Source organism: Pseudomonas sp. WS 5079 (assembly GCF_012985465.1).
Classification (GTDB): domain Bacteria; phylum Pseudomonadota; class Gammaproteobacteria; order Pseudomonadales; family Pseudomonadaceae; genus Aquipseudomonas.
In genome coordinates this window covers 1-18,617 of the sequence record NZ_JAAQWN010000008.1, presented here as the reverse complement: position 1 = coordinate 18,617, position 18,617 = coordinate 1, and the positions used below count along the sequence as shown (strand labels likewise).

Genomic DNA, 18,617 nt, shown 5'->3' with positions numbered 1-18,617 from the left:
ACGGCCATGGATGGCCGATCGCGGCGGGCCCACGGAGCAATGCCTGACTGCGGGCATGCCGAGCCTAGGCGAGGCACCGAGTGGTGGGGCAAGAGTGTTTTGCTTACTTTTGCGCTTTACAAAAGTGAGCCGCCGTAAGGGCGGAACCCTAAGCCGCCGTGACCGCAGCAACGGATATGTACACAAACCCAATAAGCACTAGATAAAAGAGTTGTGTAGATACCTATGCCGCGATGGCTGAGTGTCAGTCGATACATTAGTTGACTGATACACCGCCATCGCGGGCAACCCCGCTCCCACATAAGCTCGCACACACAGGGGTATTGCGTTGCTTTCAGGGCACCAAGGCCTTGATCACCTGATCCACATTCCCTTCCAATTCCGCTACCGGGTCCGCGCCGTCAGTAGCCAGCACCAGCAACTTCGCCCCCCCTGCACTGATCGCGGCTTTTACCGCCTCAGCCGGTTGACGATGGTGCAGCACTAACGCCACGTCGTTGTCCTTCAGGCTGGTCGTCAGTGTTTGTAGCGCCTGCGCAGACCACTCGACATCCGGTCGTGGATCGGTGCTGAGCAACTCCAGGTTCAACCCACTCACCAGATAAGCAAAATGATCGCTCAGGCTGACCACGCTCAGGTTGTCGGCCTGGGCCAGGCGCGCCTCGCTGTCAGCCGTCAGCTTGAGCAGGCGTTGCTTGAGGCTGGCCAGGTTGCTGTCGATTTGGGCCTTGGCGCCGGGCGCCAGGCGGCTCAGGTCGGCGGCCATGACATCGGCCATGCGCCCCAGGTTGTTGCTCGATTGCCACGGCTGGCTATTGAGGCCATCCACCGTCCCCGGTTGCAGGGCCACGCCCGGCAAACCGCCGTCTACCGGGCGGGCGGCGTCCACTTCGACGATGCGGATATTGCTGCGCCGGGCCACCGGGTACAGCGGGTCGTCCGGCCACAGCGAACGCAGGCCGATGGCCGCGTCGGCATCCAGCGCCAGGGTATGCAAGGCCGGCGCGCCACGCCCGGTAAAGTACGAGGTCTGGCGCGAGCCCGGCAGGTTGGCCGGTGCCGCGCGTTCAAGCTTGACCTGGGTGCCCTTGAGCAGGGTTTCGGCCAGCCCGAAGGTCACGGGCAGGGCCGCCAGGACTTTGACCGGCTTGGCGGATTGAGCTGCCACCGGCAGCGGTTTGGCGGTGCCGGCCGCCAGCAGCGGGGGGCTGATCAGGCAGGCGATTGCCAGGGCGAGGGGGCGTAGAACAGGGCGCATTATCCGAGATTCCCTTTCAGGCTGGGGACCGTGCCGCGCGCGATGGCGGCCAGGGCGAAGGCGATGCCGGCGACGAGGATGATCGCGGCGCCGGACGGGATGGGCAGGTCGAAGATGATCGGCAGCAGAATCCCGCACAGGGTGCTGAGTGTGGCGATCACCACCGAGATCCAGAAAAAACCCTTGAGCGACTGGCTCAACAGGCGGGCCGCAGCGGCCGGGATCACCAGCAGGGCACCCACCAGGATCGCGCCGATGACCTTGACCGCCGCCACGGTGATCAGGGTGACGAGGATCACGAACAGGTAGTCCAGGGTCTTCACCGCCACGCCACGCACGGCGGCCAGTTGCGGGTTGAAACTGGCGAGCATGATGCGGTTGTACAGCGGCAACGCCAGGGCCATCACCAGTGAGCCGACAACGGCCAGCACCAGCAGGTCATTGCCGTTGACGGTCAGGACCGAACCAAACAGCACGTTTTCCAGGATGTGCACGTTGATCTTGCCCGCCAGGATCAGCAACAGGCTCGCGCCCAGCGCCAGGGACACCGAGAGGAACACGCCGATCAGCGTGTCCGGGGCCAGGCCGGTGCGGTTGCGCAGGTAGTTGAGCAGGATGCCGAACAACAGGCAGTAGCCGAACAGGCTGCCATAAGGCCCGGTGTAGGGTTCCCCCAGCAGAATGCCCACGGCCACGCCGGTGAGTGCGGCGTGGCCGACAGCTTCGGAGAAGAACGCAAAGCGCTTGACCACCACCAGTGTGCCCAGGCCACCGAGTACCGGGCCGATCAGCAGGCCGGCGAGCAGGGCGTTGACCACAAACCCATAGGCCAGGGCTTCCGGCAGGTAGCCGGACGAGGCCCAGCCCTGGACCATCAAGCGAAAGGCTTCGTAGCTCATTGGGCTGCGCTCCGTGGGTGGGTGGAAAACAGCGTCAGCAGGCGCTCCGGGGTCAGTGCCTCCTTGGGCGTGGCGTCGAACAACAAGCGGCGGTTCAGGCCGGTGACGCGATCTGCCAGGCGGCCCACGGCCTCCAGGTCGTGTTCGATCCACAGCACGGTAATCCCCGCCTGGCGCCAGTCGCCCAGCAGGCGTTCGAACACCTGGATCCCGGCTTCGTCGAGGGCCGACATCGGTTCATCGAGCACCAGCAGTTGCGGCGCCGGGATCAAGCCCTGGGCCAGCAGCACACGCTGGCGCTCGCCGCCGGACAACGCGCCCATCCGGCGCTTGCGCTTGTCTTGCATGCCCACGCGCTCCAGCGCCTCGCCAATCGCCCCGGCGTAATGCCGGGACACACCGAGAAACGCCGGGCGCCGCTGGCACATGGCAGCCATGAAGTCGTCAACGGTCATCGGCAGGCCACGGTCGAACTCCAGGGCCTGGGGCACGTAGCCGATGGTGCCGGGAGTGTTCGGCCAGTGCAGGCTCAGTTGGCCTTGGTGTGGTGTCTGCCCCAGCAGGGTCTTGATCAGTGAACTCTTGCCGCCGCCGTTGGGGCCGACCAAGGCGTGGATACTGCCCGGTCGCACCTGGAAGCTGACGTTATCGAGGATCGCGGTACGGCCCAGGGTCAGCGAGACGTTATCGAATTCAAGCGTCGGGCCGATGCTGGCCACGCTCAGGTGTTCAGCCGCCGTCATGCCCCCGACTCCTGGATGGCCCGGACCACGGTGTTGAGGTTGCCGATCATTTCCACTTCGTACTTCTCGGCGCTGTATTCACCGTAGGAAATATGCGACAGCGGATACAGCTTGACCCCCGACTCACGCTGGATGGTATCGACGTAGGAGGACGGGAAATCCATCTCCGAGAAAATCACTTTCACGTCCAGTTCACGCAGTTGGTCGATGGTCTTCTTCAGTTGGCTCGGGCTTGGCTCAATGCCATGGGCCGGTTCGACCACGGCGGTCACTTCCAGGCCGAATTCACGCAGCAGGTAGTCGTAGGCGGCATGCACCGTGGCCACGCGCAGGTCGGCGTTGGGCGCGCTGGTGAGCTTGGCCAGGGCATCGGCACGCATCTGGCGCAGGCGCTTGCCATAGGCGCGGGCGTTCTGGGTGTAGGTCTTGGCGTTGTCCGGGTCGAGCTTGCCCAGTTCCCGGGCGATGTTGTTGACCTGGGCGATAGACGCGCTGATGGACAGAAAGGTGTGCGGGTTGACCACCTTGCCGGCGCCGCGGGCCGCGTTGCCGGTGGCGGCCAGCAACGGCACGTTGGCGTTGGCTTCGATCACCGGGATGTCCGGGCGCTCGCTGGTGGCGATCATGCGGTCGGCAAAGTCGTCATGACCCACGCCATTGAGCACGATCACGTCCAGGGTGCCAATGCGCTTGATGTCTTCGGCGCGCGGCTCGTAGGCGTGGGGGTTGAAACCGGCCGGAATCAGCGGCACCACTTCGGCCTTGTCGCCGACGATATTGGCCACGTAGCTGTAATAAGGATGCAGGGTGATACCGATACGCAGGCGCTTGGCCGCCTCGGCATTGGCCAGGGGTGTCAGCAGGACGCTGAACAGGCCCACCAGCAGCAGGCGGAGCAAGGGAGATGACATAGACATGGGTAATCGATCTTCTCTCGGAAACAGCGTGAATTCAGTGGCGATGCTGGCGGGTGACGCCAGCGTCGAATTGCGCAACGACCTGCTGCCAGCCAGCGGCGATCAACCCCTGGTCGCTCAGGTCGGTGGGGGCAGCCAGGTTGGCGCTGCGGTTGAGCCAGATATCCGGCTCGGCTCCGTTGACGCGCATCAGCAGCGAACCGCTGGTGTCATTGGCCTGGCTCAAGCCCAGGTACGCCGAAGGCGCCAGCAACTGCCAGCGATGGTCGCCACGGCTGACCGAACTGGCGTCCTGGGCGAAGGGCGCGAAGCCTTCTTCGGCCAGTTGCGCGGGCGTCGGCAGGGCGCTGTGTTCCTGCGCCAGCAACTGGATTTCATCCAGGGTCACCCGCAGGTCGGCGTAGATACCTTGCTCGGCGGCGCTCAGGTCACGGCGCGCGTCCAGTTGGTGGCTGGCCACGGCCTCGACGGCCTGGGTTTCGCCATGCAGGGACACCACGGTGCCGGCGACGGCCAGGATGATCAGGCACAGCAGCAGGACGTAGAGGGTTTCATGGCCGGCGCCGGCGGGCCGGACCACCTGGGTGCTGCCTGGGCTCGTGCCGGTCATGGTGCCTGGATATCCGCTTGGTCGATCTCGACAACATGGCCGGGACCGGCGTCAAACAGCACGTAGAACTCGCTGGCAGGTTTCTTGAAGGTCAGCGTCGAGTCGGCCCCCAGCTTGCCGGGCACCAGGATGGTCTCGTCGTAGCCGATCACATCCAGGGTCACGCCGGGCGCGCCACTGCCGTCGGAAAAACCGCCGGTGCATTGGATCTGCTCGCCGGGGATTTCCTTGCATTCGCACATCGGGTTGTGGGCCAGGGCGTAGTTGCTCGCACCCAGGCTGAGGATCAGCGCGGCGCAGGCGCGGGTCAGGCGCAGTAAAGTCATGGTTTAACTCCTTGCTTGTTCAACCAGGCGACGGTGGCAGGCGATGCCTGACTCAAGGGAATGGAGGCCTGCTGCATGCTGCCGTCCCAGCCTTCCATGGTGATCCACAGTTCGGCGTCGGGCGGGGTGCGTTCAGGGATGGGCAGGGCGGCGCCCATGCGGTACGGGGTGCCGAAGAAAATCACCCCGGCGGCCCGCAGGCTGCGAGGCTTGCCGATGCGCAGGTAGGTGGCCTTGACCTGCTCGCCACAGGTGGCGCACAGGGCGGCATTGAAGGATTTCATCGGCCCGGCCGGATTGGGGCGGGGCGCTTCATTACGCAGCTCGGCCAGGGTGATGCTCCACGGGCCGACCTGCACTTCGCCGACCTCGCGCTCGCCCAGGCCACTGTCGCCGCGAAACAGCGCGGCGTCGGCAAAGTACTTGGGCATAAAGCCCAGGGGTACCAGCAACAGCAGGATATTGATGTGGAAGCGCCATTTGAGCCAGAAGGCGCGCAGCGGCGAGGGCGCCTGAACGGTGGTGGCCTTGCTCATTATTTGCCCTCCGAGGTTTCAGCCTGCATGGCGCCGACAGGATTGGCCGGCGCCGTGTTGCGCGGGGCCTTGGCGCTGCGCTTGAGAGCGTGCAACGTGGCCAGGGCGGTGCGCTTGCTCCAGATCAACAGACCGCTGAGCACCATCATGCTCAGCAACAGGCCGAAGAAAAACCACACCAGCTTGATCCAGATCCCGCCGAAGTCGCCGGTGTGCAGCGGGCGCATGGATTCGGTGACGAACTCCAGGCCCGAGCGGTCCGACAGCAGGTGCGTGGCGGCGATTTCACCGTTGTATGGGTTGATGTCGGCGGTCTGGAACATCAGCGGGTACCAGCCGCGGCCGCCGATGCTCAAGTGGCTGTAGGCATTGCTCGGCAGGCCGACGAAGCTGACTTCGAACCCTGGGATGCGTTGGGTGGCGATGTTGATGGCATCGTCCAGGGCAATCATGGGCGGCGGTACGCCTGGGGCCGACAGCGGCACCTTGTCCCGGGAAATCACCGGCACGATGGCCTCGCTGGAGATGGTGATCTGGTTGTCCGAAAGAATCGCCTGGATCATGAACCAGGTGCCGGTGATGGAAATCACCGCGATAAACCAGATCGACCAGATGCCGCTCAGGCGGTGGAAATCGCCCCAGAAAATCCGCGCCCCATGCTTGAAGCGCAGGGTCGGCTTGAAGAAACCCTTCCAGAACCGTTTGTAGACCACCAGGCCCGTGACCAGCGACGCGAGCATGGGCAGCCCGAGGAACGACACCAGGTACCAGCCCCAGCTAAACCCATTGGTGAACGGCACCAGCCACCAGCCATGCAGGGCGCGGGTGAACTGGCGGAAGTTGAACGACGGGCTGATGCCCTGGATAACCCCCGTGTACGGGTTGACGTAGACCGCTACGGAGCGGCCGTCGGGGTAGCTGATGTCGACGTCGAGGGCAAAGTGCGACTCGTCCGGGCGGACGATGGACTCGACAATGGTCTTGGGCTCGGCCTGCTTGATCGCGGCGAGGATCTGGTCGTAGGTGAGCAGTTCGGCATCGTCCGACGGCTTGCTGGCGCGCATTTCCGGGTTGACCAGCCAGACGATTTCCTGGCTGACCACCGCCAGGGTCCCGGTAACGCACACGATCAGTACGAAGAACCAGATGGGCAACGCCAGCCAGCTGTGTACGAGAAACCAGAGTTTGGAGCGTGACTTCTTCGACATGTCTATGGGGGTCTTGATCGGAGGAGGGGCAGAGGAGGCCCGGGAAAGGCCGGTCGTAGCTTTTGCTTACGCGACGGGCTGTATCTAAGTTAAGACGGATGAGAATCGCAAAACCCTAAGACGCAAATGAAAGCAAATGTTTCCGATGCGCAACAAGCGCCCTGTAGGCGCTGGCTCGCCAGGGAAAAACTCCAGCGATAACGCTGGGTATTGGCTGCCCCGCGTTGTTCCCGGGTTTTCGCCGGCAAGCCGGTTTCTACAGGTGATGGGGGTTATGCGAACAGATCCTTGGCGCGCTGGCGAATCTGTTCCTCGGTCAACTCCTCTATATGGGTGGCGAGGAACCAGACATGCCCGAACGGGTCCTTGAGTGTCCCAGAGCGGTCGCCGTAGAACTGATCCTTGGGTTCGGAAATCGCGATGGCGCCTGCCGCGATCGCCTGTTTGTACTGGGCGTCGACGTCCTTCACATACAGGTGCAGGCCAACGCTGGTGGGGTGCGCTCCTGGGCTGGCGAAGGCCATTTCATCGCAGGGCGAGGCCAGCATTATCGGTGAATCGCCGATGCGCAGCTCGGCATGGCCGACCTTGCCGTCGGGCATGTCCAGGCGCATGAAAACAGTGGCATCGAAGGCTTTTTTGTAGAACTCGATGGCTTGCGCGGCCTTGTCGATGCCCAGGTAGGGCGTGATGCTGTGATAGCCCTCGGGGATAGGTTTGACGCTCATGTCGCTCTCCTTGAAGGTTGCCAGGGGCCGGTTTTTCCGGTCTTTTCACTATAGGCCAGGTCTTTCGTGGCCTCTGGCTAGCCGACGACTGTCACGGCTCCCTGAACATTTCATCAAGCAGCGGCGCGCACGAATGCACCGAGCGCAGCGCCAACCTATATCGATAGGTGCAACATGCGTTCGCCCTGCAGGTTTGCCCCTGGGCGGCGCTTGTTGACCGCCAGTTCGCCGATTTTGATCAGGCGGGTGCGCGTGATATTGCGGCTCAGGCCCAGCAGGTTGGCGGTGTGTACCTGGTTGTAGTGGCTGAAGCGGTAGGCTGCGCGCAGCAATGCGTCTTCGACCTTCTCATGCAGGGCGCCGGCCTGTTCGTCGAATAGCTTCTGGAAGGCCCGCTCCAACAAGGCTTCGGCGCTGTTGTCGACACCGTGCTGGCTATCGTCCTGGCGCTCGATGCGCATGTTCGACAGGCGCAGGTCATCGCGCTCGATCACGCCATTGCGGCATATCAGCAAGGTGTGATGAATGACGTTTTCCAGTTCGCGAATGTTGCCCGGCCAACTGTAGCTCTTGAGCTTTTGCTCGGCCTCGGGGCTGATGGTGATGGGGCCGTAGCCCAGGCGCTGGCTGTAGGCGTCGATAAAGTGCCGGGTCAGGGGCAGGATATCGCCGGGGCGTTCGCGCAACGGGCTCAGTTCCAGGCTGACCACGTCCAGGCGGTAATACAGGTCCTCGCGGAAATGCCCGGCGTTGATGGCCTTTTCCAATTGCACGTTAGTCGCCGCCAGCACTCGCACATCGATGGCAATGCTCTTGCGTGAGCCCAGGCGCACCACTTCGCGCTCTTGCAAAACGCGCAGCAGCTTGACCTGGATGGCCATGGGCAGGTCACCGATCTCATCGAGGAACAGGGTGCCGCCGTCGGCCTCTTCGAACCAGCCGGCCTTGGCGCTGAGGGCACCGGTGAACGCGCCTTTTTCATGGCCGAACAACTCCGCTTCCACCAGGGATTCGGAAAACGCCCCGCAATTGACCGCCACGAAGGGCCGGTTGCGCCGGGCGCTGAGGTTGTGGATATGGCGGGCCACCAGCTCTTTGCCGGTGCCGGTCTCGCCGATGATCAGCACGCTGGCTTCGCTGGGGGCCACTTGCTGGATATGCGCGAGCAAGGCCTGGGATTTCGGGTCTTCGAAGACTTGCGCGGTGGCGCGAATCGACGTGGCGAGGGCGGGCGAGGGCGGGAGGGTCAAAAGCTGCATGGGCACCTCTAGGAATAGAACGTTGGCGTGGGCAGGGACTGGTTCAAGGCCCAGTCGCCCAGTTCGTGGAGTTTGTAGTCCACCGGGTCGTGCAGGCTTTGGGTGCGCAGGTTGCGCCAATGGCGATCCAGGCGCAGCGAGGCATGGGTGGAGCGGGCGCCGGTGACTTCAAACAGGCGGCTGCACAGCTCCAGGCCGTTGCGGGTGGCGGCGACCTTGGCCGTGGCGATGGCAATCGCCAGTTGCCCGCGCTCCTGTTCATTCAAGGCCGGGCCCTTGTCCCAGGCCTGGTCCAGCAGCTCGGCGGCCCGCTGCACCAGCAGGCGCACGCCTTCCAGCGCGACCCAGAACTCGCCGTAGTGGTTGAGCACATATGGGTCCTGACGCACATCCTGGACGGTGGATTTGTGCCAGGGCCGGGTCTCGGCGAGGGTGTAGTTGCGCGCTTCTTCAAACGCGCCTTCGGCAATCCCGAGGAACATATGGGTGAACGTCAATTGCGCAATCAACGGGCGCAGGCAGGCAAAGGGCGTGCTCAGGGGGCCGGGGTCGAGCAGCAGTTCAGATTCTTCGACCCGCACGCGTTCGAAGCTGGCGCTGCCGCTGTCGGTCTGGCGTTGGCCGATACTGTTCCAATCGTTGTGCACGGTGATGCCACTGCGCCCGCTAGGGATGGCGGCGATCAACAGCTTGCCGCCGGCGCTTTCATCCACCGCCGAGGCGATCAACATTTGTGAATCGCTGGCGCCGGAGCAGAAGCTTTTTTTGCCGGAGAATTCGCGCCAGCCGCCAAAGTCCTTGACCACCGTACGGGTGTCCAGCGGGTTGAGGGCGTTGCCCCAGAACCAGTGCTTGCGGGCGGTCTGCTCGAACCAGGGTTGCCATTGTTCCGGGCGGGAAAACAGGCGCACGGTGGCCAGCATCAGGTGATGAAAGCCGAAGACATGGGCGATGGAGCTGTCGACCTTGGCGAACTCGCGCACGATCTCCAGGGTTTCGCTCCAGCGTGCGCCAAGGCCGCCGTACTGGGTGGGAATGCTCAGGGCCAGCAGGCCACTGTGGCGCAGGGCATCGCGCTCAGCCTTGGGCGTGCCGCCGCGCTCGTCACGCTCCACGGCGCTGAGCGCGAACTCGGCGGCCAGCAGCTTGGCGGTCTGCAAGGGGGACGGCAGGACGCTATGGGGTTTGGCTGTCACGCGCAGCTCCTGAAAAAATCAAATGCACTGAGGACCCACTGTAGGAGCCGGCTTGCCGGCGATAGCGGCGTAACTGACAAATCGCCATCGCCGGTAAGCCGGCTCCTACAAAGGTTGGTTCAGGCTTTGGCGGTGGCAGGCAGTACATCGTTGGCAATCATTTCGCCGAACGGCCCGGTGAGGTTGGTGATGCCGCGTCCGGCCAGGCTGGCGTAGGGTTCGGGCAGCAGCGGGAACACCAGTTCGGCAAAGCGATACGCCTCTTCCAGGTGCGGGTAGCCGGAGAAGATAAAGCTCTCGATGCCCAGGTCGGCGTATTCCTTGATCCGCTCGGCCACTTGCTGCGGGTTGCCCACCAGGGCGGTGCCGGCACCGCCGCGTACCAGACCGACGCCGGCCCACAGGTTGGGGGCGATTTCCAGGTTGTCGCGCCGCCCATCGTGCAGGGCGGCCATGCGGCGCTGGCCTTCGGAGTCAAAGCGCGAGAAGGATTTTTGCGCGGCGGCAATGGTTTCGTCGCTGATGTGCTCGATCAGCCTGGCTGCCGCTTTCCAGGCCTCGTCTTCGGTTTCGCGCACGATCACATGCAGGCGAATGCCGAATTTGACGGTGCGCCCATGGCGCGCCGCGCGTTCACGTACATCGGCGAGTTTTTCCGCGACAGCTGCCGGTGGTTCACCCCAGGTCAGGTACACGTCCACCTGTTCGGCGGCGAGGTCGTGGGCGGCATCGGACGAACCACCGAAGTACAGCGGCGGGTAGGGTTTCTGGACCGGCGGATAGAGGGCCTTGGCGTTCTGCACCTTCAGGTGTTTGCCTTCAAAGTCGACGGATTCGCCCTGCAATACCCGACGCCAGATTTTGAGGAACTCATCGGTCACCTCGTAACGCTCACTGTGGTCGAGGAAGCTGCCGTCGCCACGGTTTTCATCGGGGTCGCCGCCGGTCACCACATTGATCAGCAGGCGGCCATTGGACAGGCGGTCGAGGGTGGCGGCCATGCGCGCGGACACGGTGGGCGAGATGATTCCAGGGCGGATTGCCACCAGGTAACGCAGGCGTTCGGTCAGGGGCACCAGCGCCGAGGCAATCACCCAGGAGTCCTCGCAGGAACGGCCAGTGGGAATCAGCACGCCGTGGTAACCGAGGTTGTCGGCGGCCTGGGCTACTTGTTTCAGGTAGTTGAGGGTGACCGGGCGAGCGCCTTGGGTGGTACCGAGGAAATGGCCGTCGCCATGGGTCGGAAGGAACCAGAAAACATCCATGACAAGTCCTTGAGCGATGTTCAACAGGGGGTGTCGCCTGGCCAACAGTTGTGTAAACAACAGTTGCGGCGTTGGGGGACCGTTATAGAGCGTCTTGTTTATTCCGTAAACGAACGTATTTCTCTATTTATAGATCTGTAAAGAATATGCGGGATTGGCTGATAGCGACTATCACAGCGGATGATTTTTCCCTGGGAGGGGGCAGGAGTAGCCTGTGTTCATTGCCTTGACGCCCCATTCGCCGGACCTTCGCCATGAACCACTCCCTCTCTGTTGTCTTGTTACTGGTTGCCTCTTTCCTTGCCGGTTGTGCCGTCCAGCCAGGCCCCGAACTGCGCCCGTATACCGCCGAGGAAACCAGGCAGTTGGCGATGGAGGGGCTCAATCGTCGTGGTCTGTCGTTTGACGAATATCAACAGAAGAAAGCCGAGCTCGCTGGCCGGTCGCAGAAGCCGTTTGGCTTTGATCGCCAGGGCGCAATGAATGCCGAACGCAACGTGATGTTGCATGACCGCCCCAGCTAAAAGCATTGGCTGTGGTCCCGAGCCCGAGGTTCCCCGCAGGAACTTCGGGCTTTTTGTTTTCCATCCTTTTCATCGAGCCTGTTAAGCTCAATTTCAGGAGCGTTCCTACGCACTTTTAAATTCTTTAACGGCATCCGATCGGGTTAACCTGACGATCTCTGTACTGATCGCTGCCCCTGGGACGCTGCTCTCGGGAACATGCTCTGCGGGTCTTTAACGTCATGAATAAACGTCCTTTGTATTTCGACTACGCCGCCACCACACCGGTGGATGAGCGGGTCATCCAGGTCATGGTTGAGTGCCTGGGTTTCAACGCCAACTTTGGTAACCCTGCGTCCAGCTCCCATGCCTTTGGCCAACAGGCCCGGCACACGGTCGAGCAGGCGCGCCGGCAGGTGGCGGAACTGGTGGGGGCCCAGGCCGAACAGATCGTCTGGACTTCAGGCGCTACCGAATCCAACAACCTTGCGCTCAAGGGTGTGGCCCAGGCGCGGGGTGTGGCCGGTGGCCATATCATCACCAGCCAGATCGAGCACAAGGCGACCCTGGATACCGCGCGGCAGTTGCAGGAAGCCGGGATTGCCGTGACCTACCTGGTGCCGGACACCGAGGGCCTGATCACCGCCGAGGCCGTCAGCCAGGCACTGCGGGAAGACACGTTCCTGGTGTCGTTGATGTTGGTCAACAATGAATTGGGTACGCTCAACGACATCCCGGCCATTGGCGCGCGGGTGCGTGAGCATGGGGCGCTGTTGCATGTGGATGCGGCGCAGGGCGCCGGCAAGGTCGAGATCGACCTGGCGCGCTGGCCGGTCGACCTGATGTCGTTTTCTGCACACAAGTTGTATGGCCCCAAGGGGATCGGCGCGTTGTATGTCGGGCCGCGGGCGCAGCAGAACGTCACGGCGCAGATCCACGGCGGCGGCCATGAAGGCGGGTTGCGTTCGGGCACCCTGGCAACCCACCAGATCGCCGGCATGGGCAGCGCCTTCGCGTTGGCGGGGCAATTTTTTGCCGAAGAGTCGGCGGGTATTGTCGCCCTGCGCCAGCGTCTGCTTGAACAATTGCTGAGCATTCCCGGTGTGCGCCTGAACGGCAGCGCCACCCAGCGCATTCCTCACACCTTGAGCCTGACGTTCAGCGAAGGCGAGTTCAACTCGGCGGCCTTGAGCGCCGGTATCGCGTTTTCGGCGACCTCTGCCTGCAATTCGGCAAGCAATGCGCCGTCCCATGTTCTGCTTGCCCTCGGGCATGATGCGCGCAGCGCCGGTCGCACCATTCGCCTGAGCCTTGGGCGGTTTACCACCGCGCAGGATATCGATCAGGCGGTGCAATTGATCAAGCGCTCGCTGGCCAGCGCACCGGCCTTCTGGGCAGTTTGAAACACATAACAATTATGAGTGGTTAGCAGGAGACATGATGACTACGCAGCCTTTGACCCATGGAACGGTTCCCCAGCGCCTGGCGCATACCCGCGAGTTGATGAAACGGGAGGGCATCGATGCCTTGCTGGTGCCATCGGCCGACCCGCACCTGTCCGAATACTTGCCGGGCTACTGGCAGGGGCGGCAGTGGTTGTCGGGGTTTCATGGGTCGGTCGGTACGCTGATCGTCACGCCTGATTTTGCCGGGGTCTGGGCTGACAGCCGTTACTGGGAGCAGGCGAGCAAGGAACTCAACGGCAGCGGCATCGAGCTGGTGAAGCTGCAACCAGGGCAGCCCGGCCCGCTGGAATGGCTGGGTGAGCAAACCCCGGAAGGCGGCGTAGTGGCGGTGGACGGCGCGGTGATGGCCGTTGCGTCCGCCCGCACCCTGGGCGGCAAACTGGCTGAGCGGGGGGCGCGCCTGCGGACCGATATCGATCTGTTGAACGAGGTCTGGACCGACCGTCCGGCCCTGCCAAACCAGCCGATCTATCAGCACCTGCCACCCCAGGCCACGGTCAGCCGTGGCGAAAAGCTCGCGGCACTGCGCGCCAGCCTCAAAGAAAAGAGCGCGGATTGGCATTTCATTGCCACCCTGGACGACATCGCCTGGCTGTTCAACCTGCGCGGTGCAGATGTTTCGTTCAACCCGGTGTTTGTATCATTTGCCCTGATCAACCAGCAGCGGGCCACCCTGTTTGTGGCCCTCGACAAGGTCGATACCCAGTTGCGTGGGGTGCTGGAGCGCGATGGCGTGACGCTGCGTGACTACAGCGAAGTGGCTGCGGCCCTGGGGGAGGTGCCGAGCGGTGCCAGCCTGCAGGTTGATCCGGCACGCGTGACCGCAGGGTTGCTGGATAACCTGGCCAGTGGGGTCAAGCTGGTGGAAGGGCTCAACCCGACCACGCTGGCCAAGTCCCGTAAAAGCCTGGCGGACGCCGAGCATATTCGCCGGGCCATGGAGCAGGATGGCGCGGCCTTGTGCGAGTTTTTCGCCTGGCTGGACTCGGCCCTGGGCCGCGAGCGCATCACCGAGTTGACGATTGACGAACACCTGACGGCCGCGCGTACGCGGCGCCCGGATTACGTGTCGTTGAGCTTCAATACCATCGCCGCCTTCAACAGTAATGGCGCAATGCCGCACTATCACGCCACCGAAGAAGAGCATGCAGTCATCGAAGGTGATGGCCTGTTGTTGATCGACTCGGGCGGCCAGTACCTGGGTGGTACCACTGATATCACGCGGATGGTGCCCATCGGTACGCCGAGCGAGGAGCAAAAGCGCGATTGCACGCGGGTGCTCAAGGGGGTGATTGCCCTGTCGCGTGCGCAATTCCCCAAGGGCATCCTCTCGCCTTTGCTGGACGCCATCGCTCGCGCGCCGATCTGGGCCGAAGGCGTGGATTATGGCCATGGCACCGGGCATGGGGTGGGTTACTTCCTCAATGTCCATGAAGGCCCGCAGGTGATTGCGTACCAAGCCGCAGCCGCGCCGCAAACCGCAATGCAGCCGGGCATGATCACCTCCATTGAACCGGGTACCTACCGCCCGGGACGTTGGGGCGTACGTATCGAGAACCTGGTGCTCAACCGAGAGGCGGGCAAGACCGAGTTTGGCGAGTTCCTCAAGTTCGAAACCCTGACGCTGTGCCCAATCGATACCCGTTGCCTGGTGCCGTCGTTGCTGACGACCGAGGAGCGGCAGTGGTTCAACGACTACCATGGCGAGGTGCGTCAACGTCTGAGCCCGTTGCTCAGTGGCGCTGCGCTGGAATGGTTGCAGCTGCGCACGGCCGCTATATAAGGACCGGCCGCTCGCAGGTGTGGCCTGCGAGCGGCTTGCAGATTTTAACTCAAGGCTTCGCGGACAAAGTCCAGGCGATCCTGGCCAAAGAACAGTTGTTGATCGACAAACAGGCTCGGCGCACCAAACACGCCACGGGCAATCGCCTCTTCGGTCTTGCGCTTGAGGGCGTCCTTTACGTCCTCATCCTGAGTCAGCTCCAATACCTTTGCCGGATCGAAGCCGTGTTCCGTCAGGACTTGCGCGACGACGGCCGGATCACCGAGGTTGCGCCCCTCCACCCATAACGCCTGGAACAGGCAGTCGATGAAGTCGACAAAGCGCTCTGGCTGGCGTAGCTGAATGCCGGTGACGGCGCGCATCAGCGTCAAGGTGTTGATGGGGAAGTGCGGGTTGAACTTGAGGGGCACATCGTAGCGCCTGGCGTAGCGTGCCAGGTCTTGCAGCATGTAGCGACCCTTGGCCGGGATGGTGATGGGCGAGGCGTTGCCGGTGGCCTTGAAAATGCCGCCCAGGAGGATGGGCTGGTACACCAGTTGGCTGCCGGTTTCGCCACAGATTCCGGGCAGTTGGGTGTACGCCAGGTAGGTGGTGGGGCTGCCGAGGTCGAAGAAAAATTCCAGGGTTTTGCTCATGTCGGATGCTCGCTGCTTATTGTTATGTAGGCGTGCTTACCAGGTTTCGTTCCAGGGGCGCAGGTCCAGCTCGAAGGTCCAGGCATCCCGTGGCTGGCTGTGCAGGTGCCAATAGTTGTCGGCAATATGCGCGGGATCAAGGATGCCGTCCTGGTCCTTGAGGGCGTATTTGCTGGGGAAGTTGTCGCGGATGAAGTCAGTGTCGATGGCGCCATCCACCACCACGTGGGCCACATGGATGTTCATCGGGCCCAGTTCGCGCGCCATGCTTTGGGCCAGGGCGCGGATGCCGTGCTTGGCCCCGGCGAAGGCGGCAAATCCCGCTGCGCCGCGCAGCCCGGCGGTGGCACCGGTAAACAGGATCGTCCCGCGTCGGCGCGTCACCATGCGCTTGGCCACTTCCCGGGCATTGAGGAAGCCTGAGAAGCAGGCCATCTCCCAGATCTTGAAATATTTGCGCGCAGTTTCTTCGAGGATGCTGCACGGCACGTTGGCGCCGATGTTGAACACGAAGGCCTCAATCGGACCCAGCTCGTGTTCGATCTGCTCGATCAGCGCGATCACCTCGTCCTCCTTGCGTGCATCGCAGGCAAAGCCATGGGCTTCGCCGTCGGACGCCTGGATGCTGTCCACCAGGGGTTGCAGCTTGTCGGCACTGCGTCGGGTGACGCAGGCGACATAACCTTCACGGGCAAAACGCTTGGCGATGGCGCCGCCTGTAGCATCGCCTGCGCCGACGACCAGTACGATTTTCTTATTCTCAGTCATGGCAGATCCTTGGGTAAACGATCGTTAACTAAACGAACGTTATGCTACGATTCGACAGGCGTCAAGGTCATGTATTTTGGGGTAGAGGCAATGCGCTATTCAGTCAGTCACAAGCAGCAAACCAGAGACAAGCTTCTGCAGAGCAGCGCGGCACTGGCCAAGAAAGAAGGGTTTGCCAGCGTTGGTGTAGACGGCTTGATGAAAGCCATTGGCTTGAGTGGGGGCGCGTTCTATAGCCACTTTTCCTCCAAGGATGCGCTGTTCGGTTCAATCGTCGAGCGCGAATTGAGCCAAAGCCTTGAGCGTTTGGGGGCGGGGGAGGTGCAGAGTCGCGAGCGCCTGGGGCGGTGCCTGAAGATCTATTTGAGCATGGCCCACGTAGAGCAGGTGCAGGACGGGTGTGCGTTGCCAAGCATGGGGGCGGATATTGCGCGTGCGGATATAGCTGTACGCCAGCAGGCGCAAGCGTGGATCTGTCGGCTGCAGGCCAACTGGGCGCGGACGTTGGAGAGTGACAGCCTGGCCTGGGCCATTTTGTCCCAGTGTGTGGGGGCGCTGGTGGTTGCCAGGATGATGGTTGACCCGCACGTTCAAGCGCAGGTGCTTTCATCGAGCTATAAAGAGCTCAGCCAGAGAATCACCCAGCAATGAGCTCTTACTTGCAGAGCACTATCATGCTGCGGCTGGTATAGCCGGCAGGGTTGATACCGAAGGGATAATCACCCGGTTCTTCCGTGTTGTCGCCGGACTTGGCGATGACCCGGTAGCCCTTCTTGCCGCACGAATTGGCTGCGCTGGTGTAGCACTGGTCCCAGGAGGAGGACAGGCCAGAGCAGTTGATATGCAACCCTTTCTTTCCGCGTTTGACTTCTGTCTTGGTGGTCGCGGCACACCCAGCCAGGGCGATCACGACAAACACTATCAAAATTCGCTTCATTACCATCCTTAATAGCCGCGCCGTTGGAATGCCCGATGCTGGCTTTGCTCGCTCTCAAGTGTAGCGTCCGTGGATGTCCCTATTCGAAAATCTCCATGACTGACACTGAGTTACAGACTAAACATGGCCTAATTGAGCGGCAAATACCAGAGCTTCGTTAAATCCTGTCTCAATCTGCCGCGACGATTGGCTTCGACTGGCTGCGCATGGTCAGGGTAGCGCCGACGGAGGCCATGATAATGCAGGCGATCGCCAGCCATTGCGCCAGGGACAGGTATTCCTGGAGGAAAAACAGCCCCGAAAGCGCGCCGAATGCGGGCTCGATACTCATCAGGGTGCCGAAGGTGCGTGCGGGCAGTCGGGTCAGGGCGACCATCTCCAGGGTATAGGGGAGGGCGGTGGAAAGAATCGCCACGCCAATGGCGATTGGAATCAGCGAGGGTGTCAGCAGTGCGCTACCGGCGTGAACGATCCCGATAGGGGCCACGAACAGCGCGGCGATCATCACGCCGAGGGCGGCGGTCTGGACGCCGTTGTCTGCGCCGGCCTTCTGCCCGAACAAAATATAGAGGGCCCAGCAGATGCCCGCGCCCAGTGCGTAGGCGGCGCCGGTCAGGTCGATGCCTTGGCTGGCTTCACCAACCGGTATTAATAGCAGCAGGCCTACGATGGCCAGGGCTATCCACAGGAAGTCGACAGCGCGGCGCGAAGCATAGATGGCTACGGCCAGTGGGCCGGTGAATTCCAGGGCCACCGCGATACCCAGGGGAACGGTGCGCAATGACATATAGAAGAGGAAGTTCATGCCGCCCAGCGCCATCCCATACACGATGACGGTGCGCAGTGATTTGGCGGTGAGTTTTGCGCGCCAGGGACGAAGCAACAGCAGCATGATGATGCTGGCAAAAACCAGGCGCAGCGTGGTGGTGCCTTGGGCGCCGACAATCGGGAACATACTCTTGGCCAGTGAGGCGCCCGACTGGATCGAGGCCATGGCAATCAGCAGTAGGCCGACGGGGAATAGTGCCGAGCCCAGGCTGCGGGATGAAGTGGTCATTGGGGGTGTTCGTCCAGGTTCATATAGAGGCAGAAGGCACTATGATGATCAACTGCCACTAATTGAGCAATATATTGCTCAATTAGTGGGTTCTTCTCTCTATAAAGAGAGGGTTCTGAGGGGGTTCGGGGTCTTCGATAGATAAATTGAATTAATGGTTGACGGCAGATTCTAGAAGTCTATAATTCGCCCCACTTCCGGCGCAGTCGAAACGGAAAACTCCTTGGTAAACAAAGAGTTATGTAGTTTTCGGCAGTGGGTTGCTTCAGTTCATCGAAGCCAAAAGGAAGTTGAAAAAGAGGTGTTGACAGCAGCGTGTAACGCTGTAGAATTCGCCTCCCGCTGACGAGAGATCGAAAGCGCAAGTGGTTGAAGTTGTTGAGGAAAATCTCGAAACTTCTGAAAATAATCACTTGACAGCAAATGAGGCTGCTGTAGAATGCGCGCCTCGGTTGAGACGAAAGATCTTAACCAACCGCTCTTTAACAACTGAATCAAGCAATTCGTGTGGGTGCTTGTGGAG

General features: G+C 62.0%; 20 protein-coding genes. 4 read left to right on the top strand and 16 right to left on the bottom strand.

The features are described 5' to 3' along the window. Positions 1-334: 334 nt before the first annotated feature. The 12 genes from HBO05_RS20855 to ssuD all read right to left on the bottom strand — a co-directional run bounded on the left by HBO05_RS20855 (position 335) and on the right by ssuD (position 10,945). Positions 335-1,258, bottom strand: coding sequence for a zinc ABC transporter substrate-binding protein (locus tag HBO05_RS20855; protein ID WP_172313920.1), 924 nt, complete (start codon positions 1,256-1,258; stop codon positions 335-337). Next, entirely contained in the window at positions 1,258-2,157 is a 900-nt protein-coding gene (locus HBO05_RS20850) for a metal ABC transporter permease (RefSeq protein ID WP_169957238.1), read from the bottom strand. Before HBO05_RS20850 ends, HBO05_RS20855 begins: the two co-directional genes overlap by 1 nt. Further along, on the bottom strand, positions 2,154-2,900 hold the full coding sequence (locus HBO05_RS20845) for a metal ABC transporter ATP-binding protein (protein ID WP_170042844.1): 747 nt from the start codon (positions 2,898-2,900) through the stop codon (positions 2,154-2,156). The genes HBO05_RS20850 and HBO05_RS20845 overlap by 4 nt, the downstream gene beginning before the upstream one ends. Further along, positions 2,897-3,817, bottom strand: a complete 921-nt coding sequence (locus HBO05_RS20840) for a metal ABC transporter substrate-binding protein (protein WP_172313918.1) — start codon at positions 3,815-3,817, stop codon at positions 2,897-2,899. The genes HBO05_RS20845 and HBO05_RS20840 overlap by 4 nt, the downstream gene beginning before the upstream one ends. A gap of 34 nt (positions 3,818-3,851) precedes the next feature. Then, the gene (locus HBO05_RS20835) at positions 3,852-4,427 is read right to left on the bottom strand and encodes a DUF6162 family protein (RefSeq protein WP_172313916.1); all 576 of its coding nucleotides are present in this window, start codon (positions 4,425-4,427) and stop codon (positions 3,852-3,854) included. Continuing rightward, a complete protein-coding gene (locus HBO05_RS20830) occupies positions 4,424-4,753 on the bottom strand; it encodes a hypothetical protein (protein ID WP_169957232.1) in 330 nt (109 codons plus the stop codon). The genes HBO05_RS20835 and HBO05_RS20830 overlap by 4 nt, the downstream gene beginning before the upstream one ends. Next, a complete protein-coding gene (locus tag HBO05_RS20825; protein ID WP_169957231.1) occupies positions 4,750-5,289 on the bottom strand; it encodes a thiamine pyrophosphate-binding protein in 540 nt (179 codons plus the stop codon). The genes HBO05_RS20830 and HBO05_RS20825 overlap by 4 nt, the downstream gene beginning before the upstream one ends. Next, entirely contained in the window at positions 5,289-6,497 is a 1,209-nt protein-coding gene (locus HBO05_RS20820) for a PepSY domain-containing protein (RefSeq protein WP_172313914.1), read from the bottom strand. Before HBO05_RS20820 ends, HBO05_RS20825 begins: the two co-directional genes overlap by 1 nt. 272 nt (positions 6,498-6,769) lie before the next feature. Then, positions 6,770-7,225 carry a VOC family protein gene (locus HBO05_RS20815; protein WP_169957228.1) on the bottom strand — a complete coding sequence of 152 codons (456 nt, stop codon included), beginning with the start codon at positions 7,223-7,225 and terminating at the stop codon, positions 6,770-6,772. 155 nt (positions 7,226-7,380) lie between these two features. Further along, positions 7,381-8,484, bottom strand: a complete 1,104-nt coding sequence (locus HBO05_RS20810; protein WP_170042846.1) for a sigma-54 dependent transcriptional regulator — start codon at positions 8,482-8,484, stop codon at positions 7,381-7,383. An 8-nt stretch (positions 8,485-8,492) separates the two neighbouring features. Continuing rightward, positions 8,493-9,680: an acyl-CoA dehydrogenase family protein gene (locus HBO05_RS20805; RefSeq protein WP_170042847.1), complete on the bottom strand. Its 1,188-nt coding sequence runs from the start codon at positions 9,678-9,680 to the stop codon at positions 8,493-8,495. A gap of 119 nt (positions 9,681-9,799) precedes the next feature. Then, positions 9,800-10,945, bottom strand: coding sequence for an FMNH2-dependent alkanesulfonate monooxygenase (gene ssuD, locus HBO05_RS20800; protein WP_170057079.1), 1,146 nt, complete (start codon positions 10,943-10,945; stop codon positions 9,800-9,802). Positions 10,946-11,199: 254 nt separating this feature from the next. Between ssuD and HBO05_RS20795 the strand changes: the two genes are divergently transcribed. The 3 genes from HBO05_RS20795 (at position 11,200) to HBO05_RS20785 (ending at position 14,697) form a co-directional block, all read left to right on the top strand. After that, positions 11,200-11,469, top strand: coding sequence for a hypothetical protein (locus tag HBO05_RS20795; RefSeq protein WP_172313912.1), 270 nt, complete (start codon positions 11,200-11,202; stop codon positions 11,467-11,469). A 221-nt stretch (positions 11,470-11,690) separates the two neighbouring features. Beyond that, a complete protein-coding gene (locus tag HBO05_RS20790) occupies positions 11,691-12,851 on the top strand; it encodes an aminotransferase class V-fold PLP-dependent enzyme (protein WP_172313910.1) in 1,161 nt (386 codons plus the stop codon). Positions 12,852-12,888: 37 nt separating this feature from the next. Further along, on the top strand, positions 12,889-14,697 hold the full coding sequence (locus HBO05_RS20785) for an aminopeptidase P family protein (protein WP_172313908.1): 1,809 nt from the start codon (positions 12,889-12,891) through the stop codon (positions 14,695-14,697). Positions 14,698-14,741: 44 nt separating this feature from the next. Here HBO05_RS20785 and HBO05_RS20780 read toward each other — a convergent pair whose 3' ends face one another. Together HBO05_RS20780 and HBO05_RS20775 are read right to left on the bottom strand one after the other, a co-directional pair. Next, the gene (locus HBO05_RS20780; protein ID WP_169957220.1) at positions 14,742-15,332 is read right to left on the bottom strand and encodes a 2-hydroxychromene-2-carboxylate isomerase; all 591 of its coding nucleotides are present in this window, start codon (positions 15,330-15,332) and stop codon (positions 14,742-14,744) included. A 36-nt stretch (positions 15,333-15,368) separates the two neighbouring features. Further along, positions 15,369-16,100: an SDR family oxidoreductase gene (locus HBO05_RS20775; protein ID WP_172313906.1), complete on the bottom strand. Its 732-nt coding sequence runs from the start codon at positions 16,098-16,100 to the stop codon at positions 15,369-15,371. A gap of 90 nt (positions 16,101-16,190) precedes the next feature. Here HBO05_RS20775 and HBO05_RS20770 point away from each other — a divergent pair, with 90 nt between their 5' ends. After that, entirely contained in the window at positions 16,191-16,751 is a 561-nt protein-coding gene (locus HBO05_RS20770) for a TetR/AcrR family transcriptional regulator (protein WP_170042867.1), read from the top strand. 4 nt (positions 16,752-16,755) lie between these two features. Here the strand turns inward: HBO05_RS20770 and HBO05_RS20765 are convergent, their stop codons facing one another. Next, positions 16,756-17,037: a hypothetical protein gene (locus HBO05_RS20765; RefSeq protein ID WP_169957217.1), complete on the bottom strand. Its 282-nt coding sequence runs from the start codon at positions 17,035-17,037 to the stop codon at positions 16,756-16,758. Between the two features lie 169 nt (positions 17,038-17,206). Beyond that, complete coding sequence (gene rhtA, locus HBO05_RS20760; RefSeq protein WP_170042854.1) at positions 17,207-18,094, bottom strand: threonine/homoserine exporter RhtA; 888 nt, start codon at positions 18,092-18,094, stop codon at positions 17,207-17,209. Between the last annotated feature and the right edge of the window lie 523 nt (positions 18,095-18,617).